The sequence below is a fragment of the Gabonia massiliensis genome, from assembly GCF_001403595.1.
GTDB lineage: Bacteria > Bacteroidota > Bacteroidia > Bacteroidales > Coprobacteraceae > Coprobacter > Coprobacter secundus.
The window spans coordinates 213,597-238,947 of sequence record NZ_LN877939.1 but is presented as its reverse complement, the minus strand read 5'-3'; the positions used below and the strand labels follow the sequence as shown (position 1 = coordinate 238,947).

18 protein-coding genes and 4 tRNA genes are annotated in these 25,351 nt (G+C 36.3%); 18 read left to right on the top strand and 4 right to left on the bottom strand.

The features are described 5' to 3' along the window. Positions 1 to 4 precede the first annotated feature (4 nt). The 9 genes from BN2628_RS05860 (at position 5) to BN2628_RS05820 (ending at position 7,754) form a co-directional block, all read left to right on the top strand. Positions 5 to 502, top strand: a complete 498-nt coding sequence (locus BN2628_RS05860; protein ID WP_074024092.1) for an SPOR domain-containing protein — start codon at positions 5 to 7, stop codon at positions 500 to 502. A gap of 25 nt (positions 503 to 527) precedes the next feature. After that, entirely contained in the window at positions 528 to 1,133 is a 606-nt protein-coding gene (gene folE / locus BN2628_RS05855; protein WP_044230283.1) for a GTP cyclohydrolase I FolE, read from the top strand. Between the two features lie 149 nt (positions 1,134 to 1,282). Beyond that, positions 1,283 to 1,355, top strand: a tRNA-Gly gene (locus BN2628_RS05850). Between the two features lie 43 nt (positions 1,356 to 1,398). Beyond that, positions 1,399 to 1,471, top strand: a tRNA-Gly gene (locus tag BN2628_RS05845). A 22-nt stretch (positions 1,472 to 1,493) separates the two neighbouring features. After that, positions 1,494 to 1,578 (top strand) — tRNA-Leu (locus tag BN2628_RS05840). An 18-nt stretch (positions 1,579 to 1,596) separates the two neighbouring features. Beyond that, a tRNA-Leu gene (locus BN2628_RS05835) sits at positions 1,597 to 1,680 on the top strand. A gap of 210 nt (positions 1,681 to 1,890) precedes the next feature. Next, positions 1,891 to 3,825, top strand: coding sequence for an ABC-F family ATP-binding cassette domain-containing protein (locus BN2628_RS05830; protein ID WP_044230285.1), 1,935 nt, complete (start codon positions 1,891 to 1,893; stop codon positions 3,823 to 3,825). An 8-nt stretch (positions 3,826 to 3,833) separates the two neighbouring features. Continuing rightward, positions 3,834 to 5,867, top strand: coding sequence for a M13 family metallopeptidase (locus tag BN2628_RS05825; RefSeq protein WP_044230287.1), 2,034 nt, complete (start codon positions 3,834 to 3,836; stop codon positions 5,865 to 5,867). 504 nt (positions 5,868 to 6,371) lie between these two features. After that, the gene (locus BN2628_RS05820) at positions 6,372 to 7,754 is read left to right on the top strand and encodes an alkaline phosphatase (protein ID WP_055096507.1); all 1,383 of its coding nucleotides are present in this window, start codon (positions 6,372 to 6,374) and stop codon (positions 7,752 to 7,754) included. A gap of 321 nt (positions 7,755 to 8,075) precedes the next feature. Here the strand turns inward: BN2628_RS05820 and BN2628_RS05815 are convergent, their stop codons facing one another. Then, positions 8,076 to 10,373, bottom strand: coding sequence for an NADP-dependent malic enzyme (locus BN2628_RS05815; RefSeq protein ID WP_055096506.1), 2,298 nt, complete (start codon positions 10,371 to 10,373; stop codon positions 8,076 to 8,078). A 246-nt stretch (positions 10,374 to 10,619) separates the two neighbouring features. Here BN2628_RS05815 and BN2628_RS05810 point away from each other — a divergent pair, with 246 nt between their 5' ends. From BN2628_RS05810 to BN2628_RS05785, 6 genes are all read left to right on the top strand, one after another. Next, positions 10,620 to 11,237, top strand: coding sequence for a TetR/AcrR family transcriptional regulator (locus BN2628_RS05810; protein WP_055096503.1), 618 nt, complete (start codon positions 10,620 to 10,622; stop codon positions 11,235 to 11,237). A gap of 40 nt (positions 11,238 to 11,277) precedes the next feature. Continuing rightward, positions 11,278 to 12,687, top strand: coding sequence for a TolC family protein (locus BN2628_RS05805; protein ID WP_021929428.1), 1,410 nt, complete (start codon positions 11,278 to 11,280; stop codon positions 12,685 to 12,687). Positions 12,688 to 12,732: 45 nt separating this feature from the next. After that, positions 12,733 to 13,752, top strand: coding sequence for an efflux RND transporter periplasmic adaptor subunit (locus BN2628_RS05800; protein ID WP_044230136.1), 1,020 nt, complete (start codon positions 12,733 to 12,735; stop codon positions 13,750 to 13,752). Between the two features lie 52 nt (positions 13,753 to 13,804). Next, positions 13,805 to 16,933: an efflux RND transporter permease subunit gene (locus BN2628_RS05795; protein ID WP_055096502.1), complete on the top strand. Its 3,129-nt coding sequence runs from the start codon at positions 13,805 to 13,807 to the stop codon at positions 16,931 to 16,933. Positions 16,934 to 17,027: 94 nt separating this feature from the next. Next, positions 17,028 to 17,321 (top strand): PG0541 family transporter-associated protein, encoded by a 294-nt coding sequence (locus BN2628_RS05790; protein ID WP_021929425.1) that lies wholly within the window; start codon positions 17,028 to 17,030, stop codon positions 17,319 to 17,321. An 11-nt stretch (positions 17,322 to 17,332) separates the two neighbouring features. After that, positions 17,333 to 17,881: an STM3941 family protein gene (locus BN2628_RS05785; protein ID WP_021929424.1), complete on the top strand. Its 549-nt coding sequence runs from the start codon at positions 17,333 to 17,335 to the stop codon at positions 17,879 to 17,881. 77 nt (positions 17,882 to 17,958) lie between these two features. Here the strand turns inward: BN2628_RS05785 and mazG are convergent, their stop codons facing one another. Continuing rightward, on the bottom strand, positions 17,959 to 18,747 hold the full coding sequence (mazG, locus tag BN2628_RS05780) for a nucleoside triphosphate pyrophosphohydrolase (protein ID WP_021929423.1): 789 nt from the start codon (positions 18,745 to 18,747) through the stop codon (positions 17,959 to 17,961). After that, positions 18,744 to 20,723 carry a protein-disulfide reductase DsbD family protein gene (locus tag BN2628_RS05775; RefSeq protein ID WP_055096500.1) on the bottom strand — a complete coding sequence of 660 codons (1,980 nt, stop codon included), beginning with the start codon at positions 20,721 to 20,723 and terminating at the stop codon, positions 18,744 to 18,746. Before BN2628_RS05775 ends, mazG begins: the two co-directional genes overlap by 4 nt. A gap of 194 nt (positions 20,724 to 20,917) precedes the next feature. Between BN2628_RS05775 and BN2628_RS05770 the strand changes: the two genes are divergently transcribed. The 3 genes from BN2628_RS05770 to glmM all read left to right on the top strand — a co-directional run bounded on the left by BN2628_RS05770 (position 20,918) and on the right by glmM (position 24,092). Further along, positions 20,918 to 21,946, top strand: a complete 1,029-nt coding sequence (locus tag BN2628_RS05770; RefSeq protein WP_044230131.1) for a DHH family phosphoesterase — start codon at positions 20,918 to 20,920, stop codon at positions 21,944 to 21,946. A gap of 167 nt (positions 21,947 to 22,113) precedes the next feature. Further along, positions 22,114 to 22,656, top strand: a complete 543-nt coding sequence (locus tag BN2628_RS05765) for a DUF4827 family protein (protein ID WP_055096498.1) — start codon at positions 22,114 to 22,116, stop codon at positions 22,654 to 22,656. 44 nt (positions 22,657 to 22,700) lie between these two features. Next, on the top strand, positions 22,701 to 24,092 hold the full coding sequence (glmM, locus tag BN2628_RS05760; protein ID WP_055096495.1) for a phosphoglucosamine mutase: 1,392 nt from the start codon (positions 22,701 to 22,703) through the stop codon (positions 24,090 to 24,092). 103 nt (positions 24,093 to 24,195) lie between these two features. Here glmM and msrB read toward each other — a convergent pair whose 3' ends face one another. Then, positions 24,196 to 25,260: a peptide-methionine (R)-S-oxide reductase MsrB gene (gene msrB / locus BN2628_RS05755; RefSeq protein WP_074024023.1), complete on the bottom strand. Its 1,065-nt coding sequence runs from the start codon at positions 25,258 to 25,260 to the stop codon at positions 24,196 to 24,198. Positions 25,261 to 25,351 lie beyond the last annotated feature (91 nt).

The following is a 25,351-nucleotide window of genomic DNA, read 5'->3' as shown; positions in this document are numbered from 1 at the left end:
TATAATGCGAAAATTACTATTTGTTATTTCCCTTTTAGAAATAGCTGTTGTTATGATGCAGGCACAAGTGGCCGATACATCTATAGTGCAGTATCTTGAAAGGAGTGTAGGCACAGGAAAGGTGAAAATTATTCAAGATGCTCGACTTTCTTCCAGATTGGCTCGCGCAAATACTAATGGAACAGCTTCAGCATTACCTAATAATAATAAAATAGTATCGTCATATATAATTGTCAATGGATACCGTATCCAAGTATTTTCTGATAATAATCAGCGTAAGTCGAAAGATGAGGCTAATTATAAGGCTCAGCTGATACGGAATTTAGACCCGACAATAGAGACGTATGTTTCTTTTACTTCTCCTTTTTGGCGTTTGCGGGTCGGAGATTTCAGAACTTATGAAGAAGCTAATACAAAGCTTCGTGAATTAAAGCAGGCTTTTCCATCTTTTGCAAAAGAGATGAGAATAGTGAGGGAATCTGTACGAGTACCTCAATATTGATAAAAATAAAAATGGGAAACAAGGAATGATAAATTCAGAAGATAATAATTCGCAGCCATTGTCTTCTTCCGAGATACAGGAGCAATTGGCATATCATTATAAAAGTATTATTTCTTTATTGGGGGAGGATACTGACCGAGAAGGCCTTGTAAAGACTCCTGAACGGGTAGCTAAGGCTATGCAGTTTCTTACTCAGGGATATGCACAGTCTCCTGAGGAAATTATCTCCTCTGCCATGTTTCGTGAAGATTATCGTCAGATGGTTATTGTAAAGGATATAGATTTTTATTCTTTGTGCGAGCATCATATGTTACCTTTTTACGGGAAGGCCCATGTAGCCTATATTCCTAATAAATATATTACTGGGTTGAGTAAAATAGCACGTATTGTAGATGTATTTGCTCGTCGATTACAAATACAGGAACGAATGACTATGCAGATAAAAGATTGTTTACAGAAAACTTTGAATCCTCTTGGTGTAATGGTCGTTATTGAGGCACAACATATGTGTATGCAGATGAGGGGGGTCGAAAAACGTCACTCTTTGACTACTACCTCCGATTTTACCGGAGCATTTAAGGATTTGAAAACTCGGGAGGAGTTTATATCGTTGATTAAGAATAACCGATAAAAATTGTTATCCAGTTTTTTGCAGAGAATGATTTTGTCTTAAAATATTCACTATCTAAAAGCGTAGGGGATGTATTGAAAAAAGGTAAAAAAAATAGACATTTCGATTTGCACAACTCAAAATATCACCTTATATTTGCACTCGCAAATGCGAAAATAGCTCAGTTGGTAGAGCATAACCTTGCCAAGGTTAGGGTCGCGGGTTCGAGTCCCGTTTTTCGCTCTGAAAACCTTTTGGAAGGTTGTTGGTTCTTTAAAATTGTAATGCGAAAATAGCTCAGTTGGTAGAGCATAACCTTGCCAAGGTTAGGGTCGCGGGTTCGAGTCCCGTTTTTCGCTCGCATCCAGTTTTGGATGGCTTGCCCAAATGGCGGAATTGGTAGACGCGCTAGTTTCAGGGACTAGTGTTCGTTTAGAACGTGCAGGTTCGAGTCCTGTTTTGGGCACGCTTCAAAAACAAAGATGTCCGGGTGGTGAAATTGGTAGACACGCTACTTTGAGGGGGTAGTGATCGTAGGATCGTGTGAGTTCGAATCTCATCTCGGACACGGAGTGATTAGGCATGACCGATAATAATCGGTTGTGCCTTTTTTATTTTTATGCATTTTATTTGATTCGGGTCTTAGAGTTTTAAATAAGTTTATAGAAATATATGGATGTAAGATGCGGCTTTTTCGTTATTCATTGGTTATGGCCTTATTGTCATGGTATAAAATTTATTACCTTTGTACTTGTTTTATAGTAACGGGGATAAAAGAATGATTTCGATAGAAGGATTAACGGTAGAATTTGGAGGAAATCCTCTTTTCAACGATATAACATATGTAATCAATAAAAAGGACCGTATTGCTTTGGTTGGGAAGAACGGTGCAGGAAAGTCGACAATGCTTAAAATTATTGCGGGGTTGCAACAACCGACTTCTGGGGTAGTTAATTTCCCAAAAGATTTGACAATCGGTTATTTACCACAGCAGATGCAGTTGAGCGATAGTCGTACGGTCATGGCGGAGGCCGAACAAGCTTTTTCTCATATATTTGAAATGGAAGCCCGTATAGACCGGATGAATGCAGAATTGTTGGAGCGTACGGATTATGAGTCGGAGGAATATCAAGAGTTGATAGAACGAGTATCAAATGCTACTGAGCAGTTGCATTTGATGGGAGCCGCTAATTATCAGGCTGAGATAGAAAAGACATTGATAGGGCTTGGTTTTTTGCGTAGTGATTTTGACCGTTCGACATCAGAATTTAGTGGTGGATGGCGTATGCGTATAGAGTTGGCAAAGCTATTATTACAACGCCCGGATGTTTTATTGCTCGATGAGCCTACCAATCATTTGGACATAGAGTCGATACAATGGCTTGAGACTTTTTTGGCGACAAGAGCCAATGCTGTTGTTCTAGTGTCACATGACAGGGCGTTTATAGACGCAGTCACGACACGGACAATTGAGATATCTTTAGGTCGTATTTATGATTATAAAGTCAATTATTCTCGTTATGTACAATTGAGGGCCGAGCGTCTTGAGCAACAAAGAAGAGCTTTTGAGAATCAGCAAAAGCAGATTCAGGATACAGAAGCATTTATAGAACGATTTCGGTATAAAGCAACAAAATCGGTGCAAGTGCAATCTCGTATAAAACAGTTGGATAAGCTTGAGAGAGTTGAGGTGGACGAAGTGGATAATAGCCGGTTGAATTTGAAATTTCCTCCTGCACCTCGTTCAGGTGATTACCCACTTATATTTGATAATGTGGGAAAAAGTTATGGAGACCATGTGGTCTTTGCTCATGTTGATTTTACAATAAAACGTGGTGATAAAGTTGCATTTGTAGGAAAGAATGGAGAGGGGAAATCGACTTTAGTAAAGTGTATCATGAATGAGATAGACTATACCGGCAACCTTAAAATTGGGCATAATGTAAAAATCGGATACTTTGCCCAAAATCAGGCTCAATTGCTGAATGGAGAGATAACTGTTTTCGATACAATTGACAGGGTGGCTGTCGGAGATATCAGAACAAAAATACGGGATATTCTTGGAGCTTTTATGTTTGGAGGGGAAGCTTCGGATAAGAAAGTAAAGGTATTGTCTGGTGGGGAAAAGACACGTCTGGCAATGATTCGGTTATTGTTGGAGCCGGTGAATCTTTTGATTCTTGATGAGCCTACCAATCATTTAGATATGCGGACAAAAGATGTGTTGAAGCAAGCGATAAAAGATTTTGATGGTACAGTTATTGTAGTTTCTCATGACCGAGAATTTCTTGATGGTTTAGTTACTAAAGTTTATGAGTTTGGTAATAAGCAAGTACGTGAGCATTTGGGCGGTATTTATGATTTTTTGCAACGGAAAAAGATGGATAGTCTACAGGAGTTGGAAAAAGAGAAGGTTACAGAGAAGTCGAATGTGGAAGGAATACCATCAGAAAATAAGCTTTCCTATGAAGAGCAAAAAGAGCAACAACGACAGTTGAAACGATTGGAACGTACCATTTCCGATTGTGAGAAAAAAGTGGAGGAACTTGAATTGAAAATAAAACAAATAGAAGTGCGGCTTTCTTCGGTAGAAGGTGCATCAGATTCTTCTTTGTATGAAAAACACGGGCGGTTAAAGAAAGAGCTTGATGAAATAATAGAAAAATGGACGGAATTGACGATGGAATTAGAAGAAAAAAATAAACAAATTTAATAGAGAGAATGAAACGATTATTAATCTTACCTCTGGTTGCCGGTATGGTGGTGGCTGGATGTTCAAACAAAAATGTTACAGTGAAATCGAGCGGTCTGGATATTTCGAATCTGGATACTACGGTATCCTGTGGTACTGATTTTTATCAGTATGCTTGTGGTGGGTGGATGAAGAAAAATCCGTTGAAACCCGAGTATGCACGTTATGGATCATTTGACCAATTACGTGAAAATAATCAAAATCAGATAAAAGAGCTGATTGAGGAATTAGGAAAAACTACCCATGAGTATGGAAGTGTAGCTCAGAAAGTGGGTGATATGTATCTTATGGGGCTTGATAGTGTACGGCTGAATGAAGAATCGGTGGCACCCGTAGTAGATGATCTGAAGGTTATAACAGGTCTGAATGATAAGACAGGATATACCCGTATGATTGCCCGTATGCAGAAAATGGGGACATCTCCTTTCTTTGCCTTTTTTGTAGGAGCTGATGATAAAAATAGTTCTCAGAATATTGTAAACCTGTATCAGGCAGGTATGTCTATGGGAGATAGGGACTATTATTTATTGAATGATAGTACGAATATAAAGATACGCGATGCTTATAAGAAATATATCAATAAGTTATTTATATTAGCGGGATATACCTCGGAGCAGGCAGCAAAAGCCGAAGATGCTGTAATGAAGACCGAAACGGCATTGGCAAAGGTTGCTTTCTCGCGTGAGCAATTGAGAGATCCACAAAATAATTATAATAAAATGCCTTTCAGCCAGTTGGAAAAAATGACTGCTGCTATTGATTGGAATGCTTTCTTGCAAGAAATGGGAATCGATTCTTTAGTAGAAATAAATCCTATGCAATTGCCTTTTATTAAAGGTATGAACGATGTCATTGCTAAGATGACTTCGGAAGAAATGCAATATTATCTGGCTTTTAAATTATTAAATGCGGCATCCTCTTATTTGAGTGATGATTTTGTTGCTGCCGAATTTGACTTTTATGGGAAGACTTTATCTGGAAAGCAAGAGCAACAACCTCGTTGGAAACGTGCATTGGAAACAACCAGTTCTGCTTTGTCTGAAGCGGTAGGGGAAATGTATGTAAGTAAATATTTCCCTCCTGAGGCAAAGGAACGGATGGTCAATTTAGTAAAAAATTTGCAGGTATCTTTAGGACAACATATCGATAGTTTGGAGTGGATGAGCGATGTGACTAAAGCTAAAGCCAAAGAGAAATTGAGTACTATATATATTAAAATCGGCTATCCTGACAAATGGCGTGATTATTCTAATCTGAAAATTGATAAGAAAGATTCATATTGGACAAATGTATGTAGAGCTGGTGAATTTGAGTATAATTATATGCTTGATAAAATAGGAAAACCTGTGGATAAGACTGAATGGCTGATGAGTCCTCAAACAGTCAATGCTTACTATAATCCTTCTACAAATGAGATATGTTTCCCTGCTGGAATTTTGCAGCCTCCATTTTTCTATTTAGATGCTGACGATGCGGTCAATTATGGAGCTATAGGTGTTGTTATTGGACATGAAATGACCCATGGATTTGATGACCAAGGGCGTCAGTTTGATAAAGACGGTAACTTGAAAGATTGGTGGACACCGGAGGATGCTGAACAATTTAACTTGCGTGCAGACAAGCTGGCCGAGCAATATAGCAGTATAATCGTATTGGATACAGTACATGCTAACGGGCGCTTTACTTTAGGAGAAAATATTGCAGATCATGGAGGTTTGCGGGTAGCATATACAGCTTTTAAGAATGCTACGGTAGGGCAGGAATTACCTCTGATTGATGGATTTACTCCTGACCAGAGATTTTACTTGGCATATGCAGCATTGTGGGCGACCAATATCCGTAATGAGGAGATTCTTCGATTAACTAAAATTGACCCTCATTCATTAAGTAAATGGAGAGTGAATGCAGCGTTAAAAAATATCGATACATTCTTTAGTGCATTTGATATTACAGAGAATGACCCTATGTATTTAGCTCCTGAAGACAGAGTTATCATTTGGTAAAATATAATTTAATACTTTTTTGGAGCCCGGGAAGAATCAAGCTACTCTTCTCGGGCTTTTTATATATAACGGAAAATTTTTCGAGATTATTAGAAAGCTGTGGAAAAAAATAATTTGGTAAAAATTGGAATTGTATTTTTTTATTACTTGGCAAATAAGTGCTTTTTCTAATTTAGGATGGTCTTCGTATATAGTTGAGTGACATCTTGTACAAGAGTGCTGGCATTGTACTTTCTGAGACTTTTACTCAGTCGCTACTACCCATCAATATCCGCGAGAACAATGCGGATATGTCATATCTGGAGAATACTGTCTAAAAGTGGAGATACCGGAGGAAAACATTAATGTATTACTCCTTTATATTGTGATAAAAGTTTGTTTTTTGGTCTGTTAAATCAGACCGATTAAAATCTATCATATAATATCATTTTGTAATAGTTTTGTATTCGGATTGTCATTTATATTTTATACTTGAGCTTTTGTTTTGCAAATAAAAAAGGAAATATGAAAAAGTACACATTATTATTTTTGTTATTATTTGCATTTTCTGTTCCATTTCGAGCAGCGGGGCCGAAATATATTTTTTTCTTTATAGGTGATGGCATGGGATTGAACCAAGTGGAGGCAGCCCGGCAATATAATGAAAATATGCCAGACAGTCTCCGAAAGAAAATGACATTTCTTTCTTTTCCTGTACAATCAGTGGTAACTACATTTTCGGCATCAAATCGTATAACAGATTCTGCTGCAGCTGGTACGGCCTTAGCAACTGGAGAGAAAACAACTAATGGAACATTAGGTTTGAATTCGAAAAATAGAGAATCTATTGCGAAACAATTTAAAAAATCTGGACGTAAGGTAGGAATCATAACGAGTGTATCGATTGACCATGCTACTCCAGGAGCTTTTTATGCAACTCAACCTAAGCGAGATATGTATTATGAAATAGGTTTACAAGGGGCAGATTCTGGATTCGATTTTCTGGGTGGTTCAGGTTTATTACAGCCACAAAAAGCACCAGATAAGATAAATTTATATGATTATTTCCGTGATAATGATTATACAATATGTTGGGGTAAAAATGATTATAAATATGATAAAAATTTTTCAGGCAAAATACTTTTTCTTTCGAATGATTCTTTATATTGTGATGCTTTGAAATATAGTATAGACAGGAAACCTGAGGAATTGTCATTATTGGACTTGACAGAGTGTGCCCTTCATCATTTATCACAAAATAGTCCGAAAGGCTTTTTTGTAATGATTGAAGGAGGAAAAATTGATTGGGCTTCTCATTCCAACGATGCGGCAACGATGATAAAAGAAACTCTTGATTTTTCCGAGAGTATACAATGTGCTTATGATTTCTATCTTGATCATCCACGAGAAACATTGATAATAATTACAGCCGACCATGAGACTGGAGGATGTATATTGGGAAATGGGACAATGGATGTAAATACAGAGTTATTGCAATATCAAAAAATGTCAGGTAGTGAGATGTCTTTTTATTTGGAACAGGTTAAGAAAAAACATCCTGGTATGACTTGGACGGAGATGAGAGAGCTCTTGTCTGAACTTACAGGTTTGGGAAAGGAAGTTCCCTTGACCCTTGAAGAGGAGGCTCGGTTGATGGTTAGTTTTCAACATTGGTATCAAGAGGACGTCAGTAAATCTGTAAGATCTTTGTATAGCGAGACGAATGCTTTTGTGTCATTGGCTATTTCCATTTTAAATGAAAAAGCTCATATCAGTTGGGCATCGGATAATCATTCGGCATCGCAAGTTCCTCTTTTTGCAATAGGGGAAGGTGCTTCTCGTTTTTCGGGGAGATTGGATAATACAGATATTCCTCAGCGATTGATAGAAATAACTCGTTTGAAATAATTTTGCATATTGGAGATGGAGTAAAGATAAAATTGCCTCTGTACCAATAAATAAGGGTGACAGAAGCAATTTTGGATTTATGTTACATTATTGTACTATTTTTCTTTTTATGACTAAAATATTTTGCTGATTTTATTTTATTCGATTATTCTTTGTCGTGTTCGTTTTGGTCTATATTAGTATTATATAGCTAATAGATAATAGTATCCAACTCAATGTTAATAATTGTGATTCATATGTTTAGAAAAATTATTATGGTTATCATATTAATAAAAAAGCACGTTCAAAAGAACGTGCTTTTTTATTAAGGGATATTACAAATTACTTTTTATTTGATTTTATTTTTTCTATTTCTTCTTGAACTTGAGCATCCAATACTGCTACAGTAGTTAGATTTACGATATCCCGAGCTGTACTTTCAATATCTGTGAAATGAATAGGTTTGTTCAACCCCATCTGAATCGGTCCTATACATTCGGATAGACCAAATTCGAGAAGCATTTTATAGGCAGTATTGGCGGAACTTAAATTGGGGAAAATAAGAGTATTGACTTCTTTTCCAGCCAATTTATTGAATGGGAATGTTTTGTCTCTTAACTTCGTATTTAATGCAAAATGTACTTGCATTTCTCCGTCAATGATCAAATCAGGGTATCTTTCTTGCATTTCAGCTACAGCTTCGTGTACTGAAGCAGGGCTACCTACAGAATCGGCACCGAAATTGGAATAAGAAACCATAGCCATTACCGGTTCATGAGCAAAGAATTTGACCGCATGGCGTGCCAATCGGGCTATGTCGATAAGTGTTTCACTATTAGGATGTCTATTGATTAATGTATCGGCAAGAAAATAAGTCCCTTTTTTGGTATTCATAATATGCATGGCTCCAAAATGTTTATGCCCTTCTTTGATGCCTATTACATTTTTGGCAATTTCAATGGTCTCAGTATATTTTGTATATGTACCGGTCATAAATGCATCTGCATCTCCGACTTCTACCATCATCATTCCAAAATAGTTTCTATCGAACATTTTTTCACGAGCTTCTGCAATTGTAAATCCTTCGCGAGCTTTTTTCTGAGCTAGAATTTCCGCATATCTGTTTCTACGTTCCGTTTCCTCCTCACTTCTAAGATTTACGATTTCCATACCTTCCAGGCTGATACCTATTTCGTTGGCAAGCTTGGTAATGATATCTTGGTTTCCTAATAGGATAGGATAACATATACCTTCTTGATATGCCATAGCTGCAGCACTAAGCATATTAGCATGATTGGCTTCAGCGAATACGACTTTTTTAGGATTTTGTTTAGCCATTTCTGTAAAGCGACGTATCATCTTATTGTCGTATCCCATGACACTTCTGAGATGTCCTTCGTATTCGACCCAGTCAGTGATCTTTTTGCGTGCTACACCCGACTCTATGGCCGCTTTAGCTACAGCAGGAGCTACTGATGTCAGCAATCTGGGATCCAAAGCTTTAGGAATGATATAGTCTGGCCCAAAGCTGATTCTTTTCAAATTGTATGCAGCATTGACGACATCGGGTACAGGCTTTTTAGCCAAATCAGCAATAGCATATACAGCAGCTAATTTCATCTCTTCATTAATACAAGTAGCCCTTACATCTAAAGCTCCACGAAATATGTAAGGAAACCCTAATACATTATTTATTTGATTGGGATAGTCTGAGCGTCCAGTTGCAAAAATTAAGTCTGGACGTGAGGATTTTGCCTTATCGTATGCAATCTCAGGATTGGGGTTGGCCAATGCAAAAACAATAGGTTTATCGTTCATCGAACGTACCATTTCTGTAGTTAGAATATCTGCTCGTGAAAGTCCTAAAAATACATCAGCACCTTTCATTGCCTCTTCGAGAGTATTTATTTTTCTGCTGGTGACAAATTGCTTTTTAGATTCGGTCAGATTGGTGCGTGATTCGTTGAGCACACCCTTACTGTCAACCATTACAATGTTTTCTTTCTTGGCTCCTAACATCATATATAGTCTGGTACATGATACAGCAGATGCCCCGGCTCCATTGACTACAATCTGTACTTCATCTATTTTTTTACCTTGAATTTCAAGCGCATTTAATAGTCCAGCTCCCGAAATGATTGCTGTGCCATGTTGGTCATCATGCATTACGGGGATATCCAGTTCTGCCTTTAATCTGTTTTCTATTTCAAAACATTCGGGGGCTTTGATATCTTCCAGATTTATTCCTCCGAAAGTAGGAGAGATAGCTTTCACAGCTTGGACAAATTTGTCAGGATCTTTTTCGTTTACTTCAATGTCAAAAACATCGATTCCTGCGAATATTTTGAAGAGAAGACCTTTCCCCTCCATGACTGGTTTGCCAGCTAATGCTCCTATATCTCCTAGTCCTAACACAGCTGTACCATTCGATATTACTGCTACCAGATTACCTTTTGATGTATATTCATACGCTTTTTCCGGATCCTTTTCAATTTCCAGACATGGTTCCGCTACACCTGGAGAATAAGCAAGTGATAAGTCTAGTTGTGTACTATAAGGCTTGGTGGGAACTACTTCTATTTTCCCTGGTTTTCCCTGACTGTGATAAAGCAGGGCTGCTTCTTTAGTTACTTTTCCCATATAATAGAAATATTATTGATTCTGATGATTTTATATATTTTCATCGCATAATTACATGCAAAGCTAATAATTTATATTTATTGCATAAGTAAAAAATACAAATTATAACATTGTTAAATTGTATGAAATACACTATTCCTAATAATTATATATAATTAACTTTTGATATCTTTAATAATATAGGAAACTTTTATAGTATCTAAAGTTTTCGTTTTATATTTGTGCCTGCAAAACTATGTTGGTATTATGAATGTGTCTTTGAAAGAACGGGTAGTAGCGAAAGCTTCTATGTTATTTATGAGGAATGGAATAAAATCTGTTACAATGGATAATATTGCTGGGCAGATGGGTATTTCCAAAAGAACTTTATATGAAAATTTTAGGGATAAAGATGAGCTTCTGATGGAGTGCTTTATATATCAGAGTAAGGAAGCTCAAAAAGAATTTGAAAAAATAGCAGTAACGTGTGCTAATTCGATGGAACTTTTGTTAAGGATATTTTTTTATACATGGCGAAAATTGAGAAATACGAACCGAAATTTTTATAGTGATATGAAAAAGTACCATCCGGCAATATCATCTTTGTTTGAGAAAGATAAAGAGGAACGAGTCCGGAATGCAGAGCAATTGATGGAGCAGGGAAAGCGTGAGGGGTTGATACGACCGGATTTGAAAATTGAAATTGTTTTGATGCTTTTAGGGGCTCAGTTTGAAATGTTGAAAAATTCGGAGGAGTTTGATACGTCCCGATATTCATTCATAGAGATATTTGAAACAATTTTTATAAATTTCATTAGAGGTATTGCTACAACAAAGGGGGTTGCTTTTATTGAAGAATTTATTTCCCAAAATCCCAAAGAGTAGAATAGAGATTATTTATATTAGGAAGAAAAAAGCGTGTTTAATGATTATGAACAGAGGATTGAAACAGGTAGGAACAAGTATGTTCCTTGTCTTTTTGTCCGGTAGTTTATGGGCCCAGGAAAAGGCTCCCAAATTAACGGTCGATTTGGACAAAGCTATTGAAATTGCTTTGAGTGAGAATCCGACCATTAAAGTGGCCGATATGGAAATTACTCGAAAAGATTATGCAAAAAGAGAAACGGTAGGTAATTTGTTCCCTAAGATAGGGGCATCGGCCGATTATAGTTATGCCTTGAAAAAACAAGTGATGTATATGGATTTTGATATGTCATCGTTTATGCCGGGAGGTACGGAAGGGACTACTACAGAAATGCAAGGCATGGATGACGGTATGGAGGTAGGGCGAGATAATACGCTGACGATGGGATTTAATTTGCAACTCCCTATTATCGCTCCGTCGTTATGGAAAAGCGTAAAGCTTTCTAAGGCTGATATTGAGCAGTCTCTTGAATCTGCTCGTTCTTCTCGATTGTCGTTGGTGAATCAGGTGGAGAAAGCCTATTATAGTGTGTTGATGGCAAATGATTCATATAATGTAATTAAGCAAAGTTATGATAATGCCAAGCTGAATGCTGCGAATTATGAAAATAAATATAAGCAAGGATCAGCATCGGAATATGATGTACTGCGGTCTCAAGTGCAAGTGCGTAATTTGGAACCCAGCCTATTGCAATCAGAAAATGCTGTCTCTTTGTCTAAAATGCAATTAAAGGTTCTTTTAGGGCTTGAAATGTCTGTTGATTTGGATGTAGCTAATACGTTATCTGACTATGAAAAGACAATGTATACTGAAACGTTAAGTATCGATACGACTTTGACGAATAATACGAGTTTACGACAATTAGATTTGCAGACAGATTATTTGAAACGGGCTCTCGAAGTTCAGAAAATGTCTTGGTATCCTACTTTGTCGGCAACGGCAATGTATAATTGGCTTGATATGTTTAATAATGGTAAATATGGAGATAGCCATTGGAATCCATATTCTACGATTGGACTTTCTTTATCGATTCCTATTTTTCAAGGAGGTACTCGTTATTATAAGGTAAAACAAGCGAAAGTTTCAGTTGCTTCAATGGCGTATCAGCGTCAGAATTTGCATCGTAATTTGTCAATGCAAGTGCAATCTTCTATAGATAATATACAAAAGTCTATCAAGCAAATTGCGTCGAATAGTGAAGGTGTCAAACAGGCTGAAAAGGCATATATGATTATGCAGAAAAGCTTTGAAATAGGATCTGCTACATTTGTTGAATTAAATGATGCAGATTTAGCTTTGACCAATTCAAGATTGGCGTATTATCAGGCGATTTATGACTATTTGGCTGCCAGGTCTGAGCTTGATTTAATATTGGGAAATAGAATATTTCCTGATTCTTCGGTAAAATAAATAAGATTATTATAAAAGTAAAATATATAAAATAAAAATATTGAGATGAAAAGCAATAAGAAATTTGGCGTTTGCATGATAGCTTTAGTTGCTGTTCTGTTTTCTTGTAATTCTAAACAAAAAGAAGAGAAAAAAACTGATGAGAAACCTCTTGTGCGACTCGAGACTGTGCATGCACAACCCGTTGAACAATCTCAAGACTTTACAGCTACTGTAGAAGCTAATATTGTCAATAATATTTCTCCTTCGATGCCTTTACGTATTAATAAAATTTTGGTAGAAGTAGGTGACCGGGTGCATAAAGGCCAGGTTTTGGCTTTAATGGATAGAACAAATCTTGTACAGTCGAAAACTCAGCTTGAAAATATAGAAATAGAGTATAAACGTGCCGAAGAATTGTACAAGGTAGGTGGAGCGTCGAAGCAGGCTTTGGATGCACAGAAGATGCAACTTGATGTTGCGCGTAGTGCATATCAAAATTTGGTGGACAATACACAGTTGTTGAGCCCGATAGATGGTATTGTAACGGCACGTAATTATGATAATGGTGATATGTTTGGAGCAGAGCCTGTGGTAACAGTTGAACAAATTTCTCCGGTTAAAATTCTTATAAATGTTTCGGAAAGTTTTTATATGAAAGTATCTAAAGGAATGCCGGTTAAAGTGAAAGTAGATGCTTTTGATAATGAGGAATTTACAGGAAAAGTAAATCTTATTTATCCGACAATTGATCCGCAAACCCGTACATTTCCTGTTGAAGTTATTATGGCAAATACCAATCAAAAAGTTCGCCCAGGAATGTTTGTTCGTGTGACAATGAATTTCGGTGTGAAGGATTATGTTGTAGTTCCTGATCAGGCTGTTGTAAAACAATCGGGAGCTGGTGACCGTTTTATCTATGTATATAAAGATGGAAAAGTTTCATATAATAAGGTGGAGATAGGCCGACAATTAGGTACTACATATGAAGTAATTTCGGGGGTAGAGAGTGGTGACCAGGTCGTTGTTGCCGGTCAAAGCCGTTTGGCAAATGGAATGGAAGTTGAAGTGGAAAATGCAAAATAAGATAGAGAACGGTTAATATCTGATTCTCAAATAACACTAAAAAGATAATATTATGAGTTTATATTCGTCAGCTGTAAAAAAACCGATTACTACGGCTTTATGTTTTGTGGCAGTTGTTATTCTCGGTCTTTTTTCATTAAGTAAGCTCTCTATCGACCTTTTGCCTGAGATAGAAACCAATACCATAATGGTAATGACTGCTTATCCGGGAGCCAGTGCGGCCGATATCGAGACCAATGTGACCAAAGTAATGGAAAATACATTGAATACGGTAAGTGATTTGAAACATATTACTTCACAATCAAAAGAAAATTTATCCATTGTTACTCTTGAATTTGAGTATGGTACAGATATTGATGTGGCAACAAATGATGTACGAGACAAGATGGATCTTGTGGAGTCTGAGTTACCGGATAATGTAGAAAATCCGATCCTTTTCAAATTTGGAACTGAAGATATTCCTATACTTATTCTGTCGGTAACGGCAAAAGAAAGTATGCCGGCTCTTTATAAAATTTTGGACGATAAAGTTGCCAATCCATTGAAACGTATTAGCGGTGTAGGAGCCGTGTCTATTTCCGGTGCTCCAGAACGAGAGATACAGGTGTATTGTGACCCTCATAAATTAGAAGCTTATGGTTTGACGATAGAGGGTATATCTAACGCAATAGCTCAGGAAAATCGGAATACACCGGGCGGAACGTTTGATATAGGTTCTAATACATATACGTTGCGTGTACAGGGTGAATACACGGATGCCAGACAGATGGAGGATTTGGTAATTGGCAGTTACGATGGTAAAAATATATTTTTGCATGATGTTGCCAGAGTTGTAGATACTGTAGCTGAACGAGCTCAAGAGGCTTATAATAATGGTGGACAGGGGGGGATGATCGTGATACAGAAGCAGTCAGGAGCTAATTCTGTAAATATATCGAAAGAGGTTTTGGCTAAATTACCGGAAATTCAAAAATCATTGCCATCAGATGTAAAATTGGGTATTATTATGAATACTTCTACCAACATTGAAAATACTATTGCCAGTTTGGTGGAGACTGTAGCAGTGACTTTCATAATCGTAATGTTGGTTGTGCTGGTATTTTTAGGTCGTTGGCGTGCGACGTTTATTATTATACTTACTATACCTATTTCTTTGATAGCGTCGTTTTGTTATTTATTGGTATCTGGGAATACTTTGAATATTATCTCTTTGAGTTCATTGAGTATTGCGATAGGTATGGTTGTGGATGATGCTATTGTAGTATTGGAAAATGTAACTAACCATATTGAGCGAGGAAGTGCACCGAAACAGGCGGCTATACATGGAACAAATGAAGTAGCGATTTCGGTTATCGCATCAACATTGACGATGTTAGCGGTATTCTTGCCTTTGACAATGATTACGGGTATGGCGGGAATTATGTTCCGGCAGTTAGGGTGGATTGTAAGTATCATTATGATAATATCGACGATAGGTGCCCTGACGTTGACACCGATGTTATGTTCTCAATTACTACGTCTCGACCCTAAAAAAGGAAAACTTTTCATGTTGTTTTTCCGTCCTATTGAAAAAGGTCTGAATGCTTTGGATAATGGTTATTATAAATTCCTGACTTGGGCGGTAAGCCATAGGAAAACGGTTGTTGCCGGAGCAGTATTATTATTTGCAGGAAGTATGATGTTGGTACGTTTTATTCCTACAGAGTTTTTTCCTACGCAAGATAATGCCCGTATTGGTATAACTTTGGAACTGCCTGTAGGCACTCGTACCGAAATAACTCGAGATTTAGCTTTGAGGATTGACCGAGAATTCCGAGAAAAATATCCTGAAATTCAAGTTTCGAATTTCACAGTTGGACAAGCTGATACAGATAATGTATTTGGTTCGATGCAGGAAAATGGAACACATATTGTTTCGTTTACTATTTCTTTGTCAAGTGTCGGTGACCGTGAACGAGGGTTAACAATGATTTGTGATATGATGCGTGAGGACTTGTCTAAATATCCTGAAATAAAAACGTTTGAAGTAAATGCCGGAGGCAGTAAGCATGGTATGGCAGCTCAAGCAGCTGTTGATGTCGAAGTGTACGGGTATGATTTTGCTACGACTGATAAAGTTGCAGCAGAATTGGCCAAACGGATGATGGATGTTAAAGATGTAGCTGCTACGACAATCAGCCGTAAAGATTATGTACCTGAATATCAAGTTGATTTTGATCGTGAAAAATTGGCGTTAAATGGGTTGAATATTACGACAGCATCATCATATTTAAGAAATCGTATCAATGGGGCGACGGCTTCTTATTATCGTGAAGATGGAGACGAATATGATATAAAAGTACGTTATGCTCCTGAATATCGGCAAACTATTGCTGATATAGAAAATATAATGATATATAATTCTCAGGGAAAGGGCGTTCGTGTACGTGATGTCGGGAAGGTCGTAGAACGGATGTCTCCACCTACAATTGAGCGGAAAGACCGGGAAAGAGTTGTTACTGTATCGGCTGTATTGAGTGCTGATGGTGTATTAGGTGAGGCAGTTTCTGGGGTGAAAGCTGAAATAGAAAAAATGGATATTCCTGCGGGAATTGAAATGAGTATAGGAGGAACTTATGAAGACCAACAGGATATATTTAGTGATTTGTCTATGTTGATGGCTTTAATTGTTATTCTGGTGTTTATTATATTGGCGTCTCAATTTGAATCATTGACCGATCCATTTATCATTATGTTCTCTCTGCCGTTTGCTTTGACAGGTGTATTTATCGGTTTGGCTTTAACTGGTACTCCATTGAGTGTTATGGCATTTGTGGGGGTAATTATGTTGGTGGGTATTGTTGTGAAAAATGGAATTGTACTTATCGACTATACCATATTGAATCGGGAGCGAGGCTTATCGGTTACACATGCTGTTATACATGCTGGTAAATCCCGTCTTCGTCCGGTATTGATGACAACGTTGACTACTGTATTTGGTATGATACCTTTAGCTGTAGGAACTGGAGAGGGATCTGAAATGTGGCGGTCTATGGGTACTACAGTAGCTTGGGGGCTTTCGGTTTCTACGTTGATTACGTTGATTATTGTACCAGTTGTATATTGTATATTTGCGGGAAATGGTATCAAACGGAAACGACGGAAGTTGGCTGCCCGTTTAGCTGATTTAAAGAAAATGTAATCGTGTGTAAAGATAGAAGAAAAGATATACCGGGGTTACCCGGCATATCTTTTTGAAAATGAAAAGTAGAGCACAATATAATTTGAATAATAAGATGAAAGCTATATTTATAACATTTGATCAGGCTCATTTTGAGATGGTGATGGGTATTCTAGAACACAATAATTGCCGAGGTTTTTCGTATTGGGAAAATATACAAGGAAGAGGTTCGGTAAAAGGTGAGCCTCATTATGGCAGTCATGCTTGGCCCAGTATGAATTCGGCCATTATTACAATGGTTGAAGACCGGCAAGTAGATACATTGTTAGATTTATTACATAAACTTGATAATCAGACTCCAGCATTAGGATTAAGGGCTTTTGTATGGAATATTGAGAAGTCTATTTAAAGATTTTATTTATGGCAGAATCATCCATTGTTACATTTCGATTGAAGAAAAGTAAAATTTTCGGTATATATGGTTTATCAGTAGTGACATTAGTGGTAGTTATCGCTCTGGGTTATCTGTCATGTTATCTTTTCAGAGCACATCAATTATGGTTCCATTTTACAGGGTTACTAATGATTGTCGCTTTTTTACTGTTTATTTTTACTTTGTGGGCTATTTATCGAATACATAAAGAGGGGCGAATAGGCGTAATAATTTCAGATGAAGGGATAACAGATTTATCGACCGGATATTATATTGGTACAGTGACGTGGAGAGATGTTGAACAAATAAAAGTGATGGATGATTTAGAAAATATAGACTATCAGTATGTCGTGTTGGTTGTAAAAAATCCTAATCAGTATATAATGCAAGAATCATCAGAAATAAAAAAGCGTTCTCTGATGCTGAAATTACATCATTATGGTTCACCCGTATGTATTTCTGTTAGGGCTTTAGATTGTACTTTTGCACAATTGTATGAATCTATACAAAAATATTATCGGAAAGCAATTAGATAAAAAAATATTATTATATTATTTTGTCAATCAAGATAATATAATAATATTTTTAATGAATCAGGAATAAAAAAAGACGATTATAATCCGTGCTTTTTTGCTTCATTCCAAATTTCATCCATTTCTGCAAGGGACATGGATTTCAAGTCACGACCTTGCTTTATAGTATGTTCTTCGAGATAGTTGAATCGGCGGATAAATTTTTGGTTAGTTCTTTCCAAAGCATTCTCTGGATTTATTTTATATAAGCGTGCGGCATTGATAATGCTGAACATTAAATCTCCGAATTCTGCTTCCATTTTGTCGGTATCCATATGGGAGATTTCTTCTTTTAATTCTCCGAATTCTTCGTATACCTTATCCCATACCTGTTCTTTTTCTTCCCAATCAAAACCTACATTTCGTACTTTGTCTTGGATGCGGTGAGCTTTTACCATTGCAGGCAGTGCAGAAGGGACACCTTCGAGTACAGTTTTGTTGCCACCTTTTTCTTTTAACTTCAATTGTTCCCAATTTTGTTCTACTTGGGTTGCACCGTTTACGCAGTCTTCCCCAAATACGTGTGGATGGCGATATATAAGTTTATCACAGAGAGTATTACATACATCCGCAATGTCAAAGATATTTTTTTCTTCACCTATTTTAGCATAAAAGCCTATGTGCAATAATACATCACCCAATTCTTTTTTGATAAGTTCGTTATCGTTTTTTATGATGGCATCACATAATTCGAAAGTTTCTTCTATTGTATTTGTACGTAGACTATCATTTGTTTGTTTTCGGTCCCAGGGACATTTTACCCTCAACTCGTCCAGAATGTCTAAAAAGCGACCGAAGGCTTCCATTTTTTCCTCTTTGCTATGATTCATTTTTTATTTTCCTTATAATTTTTTAATCCTGTTTCTAAGAATGATACAAATTTATTTACATTTTCGTTGTATGAGTAGGATGGAGCTAAAGGATAACCTTTATTGTCTAATAGGACATAATAAGGTTGAGCATTAGCACCGAATTTGTAACGTTGTAAGTAACTCCATTTATCTCCATAAGTTTTTAATGTTACTTTTTTCCCGTTTTCGGTAATTTCTATAGGTTCTGGCAGAGAACTTTTATCATCGACCATTAGTGTAATTAGGACATAATCGTTTTCGATTAGTTGCCTTACTTGTGGAGCCGTCCACACAGAAGCTTCCATTTTGCGGCAGTTTACACACCCATAACCGGAAAAGTCGATGAGTACTGGTTTTTTCTCTTTAGCAGCAAAATCCATTCCTTCATCGTAATCGGTGAATTGGGCTTTAACTTCTCCATCAAATAAAGAGAAATCTTGTGTGTGAAGGGGTGGTGTAAAAGCACTGATAGCTTTTAGTGGAGCCCCCCACAATCCGGGAACCATATATAGTGAAAAGCTGAACGAGATTAATGCCAAAAACAGACGTAATACCGAGATATGTCTTATTTCTGAATCATGAGAAAAGGTAATTTTACCCAACAGATATAACCCTAAGAATGTAAAAATAACAATCCAAAGAACAAGAAATACTTCTCGGTCGAGAATGTGCCACCCATAGGCTAAGTCTGCAACAGATAGGAATTTTAAAGCAAGGGCCAATTCTAAGAATCCAAGGACTACTTTTACAGAATTGAGCCATCCTCCGGATTTAGGCATTTGTTTCATCCAAGAGGGGAATATCGCAAATAGGCTAAATGGGATTGATAAAGCTAAAGCAAAACCAAACATTCCCATGGCTGGCCCTGTCGTATCTCCTAAAGATGCAGCTTGTACCAATAAGGTCCCTATTATAGGTCCGGTACAAGAAAAGGATACTAACACTAAAGTAAAAGCCATAAAAAAGATACTGATGAGTCCTGTTGTTGTTTCTGCTTTATTATCGAGTTTAGTTGTCCAGGAAGAAGGTAATGTAATGTCGAAAGCTCCGAAAAAAGACACAGCAAATAAAACTAAGAGGGCAAAAAATAATATATTGAAAACTGCATTTGTTGATAAATCATTTAATGCACTCGCCCCGAAAATGGCGGTTACAGCAAGTCCTAATATCAAATAAATAATTATTATGGATAATCCATAAATAAGGGCATCTATGATAGAGCGCTTACGATTTTGGGATTTTTTTAGAAAAAAGCTTACGGTCATGGGTATCATGGGCCACACGCATGGTGTTAGTAAGGCTAACAGCCCTCCTATAAATCCACTGATAAAGATAAACCACAAAGAAGTTTGAGTCCCGACAGAGTTTTCTCCTATATTGTTCATCTCGTTGATAACCGGAACCCAGAAATCGGTGTGCTTATTTTTTATTTTAGGAGTGAAGACATTCATCTGCATCTCATTATTGGTATTTGTCGTATTGCTGGATTCTTCAATTTCTGTTATATTTCCTAATTGAAACTCATATTTTGTAGGAGGTAGACATGTCAAGTCATTACAAGCTTGATATTCTATATATCCTGAAATTGAAAATTGTTTAGAATCTGTTATCTCAATTTTTTGAGAAAAGTCGGCCGATTTGCTGTACCAGCTTAATTTTAGTTCAAATAGTGGACTATATTCAGTTGTTGCTTCATTTAAAGCATGTATATTGCCGGACAGAATGGCTCCCTGAATTTTTTCAAAAACAAATCGGGTGGAACGCGGACCACCTTCAGGTATATCCAGACCGTATAAATGCCAACCATTTTCTATTTTTGCGTGGAAAATAATTTCTTTTTTGTTATTATCTTCATTTTTTAATTGTGTATTCCATTTTATTGGTTCAAGAATTTGAGCCTGTAAAGAAAATACAGATAATAACAATACGATTAAAAAAAATAATTTTGATTTCATCTGTTTAAAATAAAGTGTAATTCTTTTTATCCAATGCAAAGATAACCGATAATATCATAATTAAGTTTTCATAGACTTTAATTTAACCGATATGAATTTAAAAAATGTTCATTCCATTATTGAATGCTGGCTGTGATGTATTTCTCAATTCCGTTTTTTTGTCTATTTTTGCTATTTCAAAAAAGTAAAAATCTATGATGGAAAAAATCATATCTGAGAGTAAAATTGATCAGGTAGCTAAGTTGATAAATAAGTATGACAATGTAGTGACGATATGTCATGTTTCACCCGATGGAGATGCTGTCGGTTCGTCTTTAGGATTATATCATTTTTTGAATGCATTAGACAAGTCTGTTACAGTGGTTGTTCCGGATGCGTTGCCTGACAATCTTTGTTTTCTTGGAGGGGCCAAGGATATATTAAATTTTAGTAAGTATCCTGAATTTGTAGCTGAATTGATAGACAAAGCTGAATTGATATTCTGCCTTGATTTTAATGCTTTATCTCGAGTAGGCGATGACTTGTCTCCGCTTATTGCAAAAGCGAAAGCTAAGAAAGTTATGATAGACCATCATCTTGACCCTGAAAACTTTTGTGATGTGATTATATCTCATCCTGAAATTTCATCAACAAGTGAATTGGTTTTCCGATTGATTTGCCGGATGGGAATGTTTGATGTACTTGATTGTTTGAGTGCGGCAGCTATATATACTGGAATGATGACAGATACGGGAAATTTTACTTATAATTCGAATAAGCCTGATATGTATTTCATCATCGAGGAACTTGTGCGAAAAGGGATAGATAAAGATAAAATATATACTAAAGTTTTTAATACTAATTCTGTTGACAAAATAAGACTTAATGGGTATGCGACCAGCGAGAAACTTGAAATTTTTCCTGGATATAAAACCGCAATGATTACCCTTACACGAGAAGAACTCAATCGTTACCATTATAGAAAAGGAGACAGTGAAGGTTTGGTAAACGTTCCGTTAAGTATTGAAGGAGTCGTATTTTCTGCATTTTTCAGGGAAGAAAAAGAATATATAAAAGTTTCTTTACGGTCAAAAGGTAATTTTCCGGCAAATAAAGTCGCTTCGGAATATTTTAATGGAGGTGGGCATATGAATGCTGCTGGAGGAGAATTTTATGGTACGATGGAGGAGATAATAGAGCGATTTAAGAATTTATTGCCAATGTATGTTCAATATTTACAATAGTGTAGGCTATTATTATTCGGATAATTTATTTTGATTTGTTATAATGTTGCCTATTTTAAAAATAAAACATAAAATATAAATACAACGTTTATTTTTGTTGCTTTAAAATTTGACTTTATAAATAGCAAATGATTACTTTTGACCTCAAATTATATATACTTTGATTTATGAAAATAAAATCTGTTTCTTATATAACCTTTTTTATTTTGTCAATAGGTTTATTTTTGTCTTGTGATGATAATAAAACATATGCTGAATTATTAGAGCAAGAAGAGAATGCTATCAATAAATTTCTCGATGGTTATCAGATTGCTGATATCCCTGACGATGGAAAATCCTTTATCACTACAGGAGGAAAGTGGGATGATACGAGTGCCCCTTTTTATAAATTAGATGAAGGTGTTTATATGCAGGTTGTAGCTACTGGAGATATGGATGATAAAGCAAAAGAAGGAGAAGAAATTCAGATTATTGCCGATCGTACAGATTTGCTTACGATGTCAGCATTATCATCAATAAATGGGAGTTTCCGTTATGGATATAGTTCTCCGTATCTGTATTTTGGATACGGGGTAGAAAAACCTCTAAAATATTTAGGTGTAAATTCCAAGGTTCGGTTGATTGTTCCTTCAAAGCAAGGGACCCAGTCTGAAGCTACAGCGGTACAACCTATATTATGGGATATCACCTATAGAGAAAGTATACAATAAGAATAAATAACACACACAATTTATAATCTTAAATTAAAACTACTATGTCTTTGATTAAATCTATTTCTGGAATTAGAGGAACTATCGGAGGCCGGGCAGGAGAGGGATTAAATCCTCTCGATATAGTAAAGTTTACAGCTGCTTACGCCACTTTTATTCGTAAAACAACAAGTGTGAAAACTAATAAGATTGTTGTTGGTCGTGATGCTCGTATTTCAGGTGAAATGGTAAAACATACTGTTACGGGTACTTTAATGGGCATGGGATTTGATGTTGTAGATATAGGTTTGGCTACAACTCCGACAACGGAGTTGGCTGTGACAATGGAAAATGCTTGTGGAGGCATTATTTTGACAGCCAGCCATAATCCCAAACAGTGGAATGCTTTGAAATTGTTGAATGAAAAGGGAGAATTTTTAAATGCTGTTGAGGGAAATGAAGTTTTGCAGATTGCAGCAAATGAAGATTTTTCTTTTGCTGAAGTAGATCAGCTGGGTAAGGTGATTGAAAATCATTCTTATACACAAAAGCATATTGAAAGTGTTTTAGCCCTTGATTTAGTGGATGTTGCTGCCATAAAAGCTGCCAATTTTAGTGTGGCTATTGATTGTGTAAATTCTGTTGGAGGAATAGCTATTCCTGCACTTTTAGAAGCTCTTGGAGTAAAGGAAATAAAAAAATTAAATTGTGAGCCAAATGGTCATTTTGCTCATAATCCGGAACCTTTGCCCGAAAATTTGACAGAGATAGCCTCCGTAATGAAAGAAGGGAAAGCTGATGTCGGTTTTGTTGTTGATCCAGATGTTGACCGTTTAGCCTTGATTTGCGAAAATGGGAATATGTTTGGAGAAGAATATACATTGGTTGCGGTAGCCGATTATATACTCCAGCATACTCCAGGAAATACGGTATCCAATTTAAGTTCTTCGAGAGCTCTTCGAGACATTACCCGTTCCTATGGTCAGCAGTACAATGCAGCAGCTGTTGGCGAAGTGAATGTAGTGGCAAAAATGAAGGAAACTAATGCTGTTATCGGAGGAGAAGGAAATGGGGGAGTTATCTATCCGGCGAGTCATTATGGACGTGATGCTCTTGTAGGGATTGCTTTATTCCTTACTTATTTGGCAAAATCAGGGAAAAAAGTCAGTGAACTTCGCGCTTCATATCCTCCGTATAGCATAGCGAAACAAAAAGTTCAATTGACTTCAGATATTGATGTCGATGCTTTATTGACAGCTGTAAAAGAAAAATATATACAATATGATGTGACGGACATAGATGGTGTTAAAATCGATTTTCCTGATAGATGGGTACATTTGCGAAAATCGAATACCGAACCTATTATCCGTGTTTATGCTGAAGCTTCTACTCCTGAATTGGCGGAAAAAACAGCAGCAGGAGTAATGGATGTCATAGCCCAAATGGTTGCAAAATAATCTTTAATAGAGAATGAAAAATATGAAGGTATCACCTTGTAATGAATGTCTGGTCGATACCTTCATATTTTTTTGTTTTATAGAAAAGCATATTTAGGCTATATTACTTCAATAAATATATATAGTCTTCGTATCCTTCAGCCTTCATTTCCTCTTTTGGTATAAAGCGTAGTGAGGCACTATTTATACAATATCGTAGTCCACCTTTATCTGTTGGACCGTCATTAAATACATGTCCCAGATGAGCGTCTCCTGTAGAGCTTCTTACTTCGATTCGTTTCATTCCGTAGGATGTATCTATTTTTTCTTTTATCAATTCTTTTTTAATAGGTTTTGTGAAACTGGGCCATCCACAACCCGAATCAAATTTGTCTGTAGATACAAATAGAGGTTCTCCGGTTGTGATATCTACATAAATACCTTCTCTTTTTTCATCCCAGTATTCGTTTTTAAAAGCAGGTTCGGTGCCATTTTTCTGGGTGACAATATATTGTTCTTTTGATAAAATTGAGCGTAATGTGCTATCATCTGATTTCTTAAATTTTGTTTTTTCATTAGCTCTACGGGCCAATTCAAATAATTCAGGCCTGATATGACAATATCCACCCTTATTTTTATCTAAATAGTTCTGGTGGAATTCTTCTGCTTTATAGAAATTTTGTAATGGCTTTATTTCTACGACTATTGGTTTATTGTATTTACCAGCAATGTTTCTTATTGTATTGTTTATAGTATGAACATCGCTGGAATCGGTGTAATATATTCCTGTCCGGTATTGGCTGCCTTGATCATTACCTTGTCGGTTAATACTGGTGGGATCTATTGTATTTAGATATAAATTTATCAATAGTTCTAAGTCCACAATTTGAGGGTTGTAAATGACTTTTACTGTTTCTGCAAATCCTGTATTTCCATTGCAGACTTGTTTGTATGAAGGATTGCTTGTGTTTCCGTTTGCATACCCTACTTCTGTCGTTTTTACTCCTTTTATTTGTTTCATGAAGTGCTCGGTACCCCAGAAACAACCACCGGCAAAATATATTTCGCGAAGATTATTTGTTTTCATATTCTCTGATTTATTATCATTATTTAGTGAATGACATGCAATTGTAATGCATAGAAGTAAAATGATGGATGTAAAAGTTATTTTTGATTTATCTAATAACATATAGTTTATATATTATTTTTCAGAAACAAATACTCTATATTATAAACTGCTGAAAGATAATATTTGTTTCTGGATTAAATATTTTTTTGAA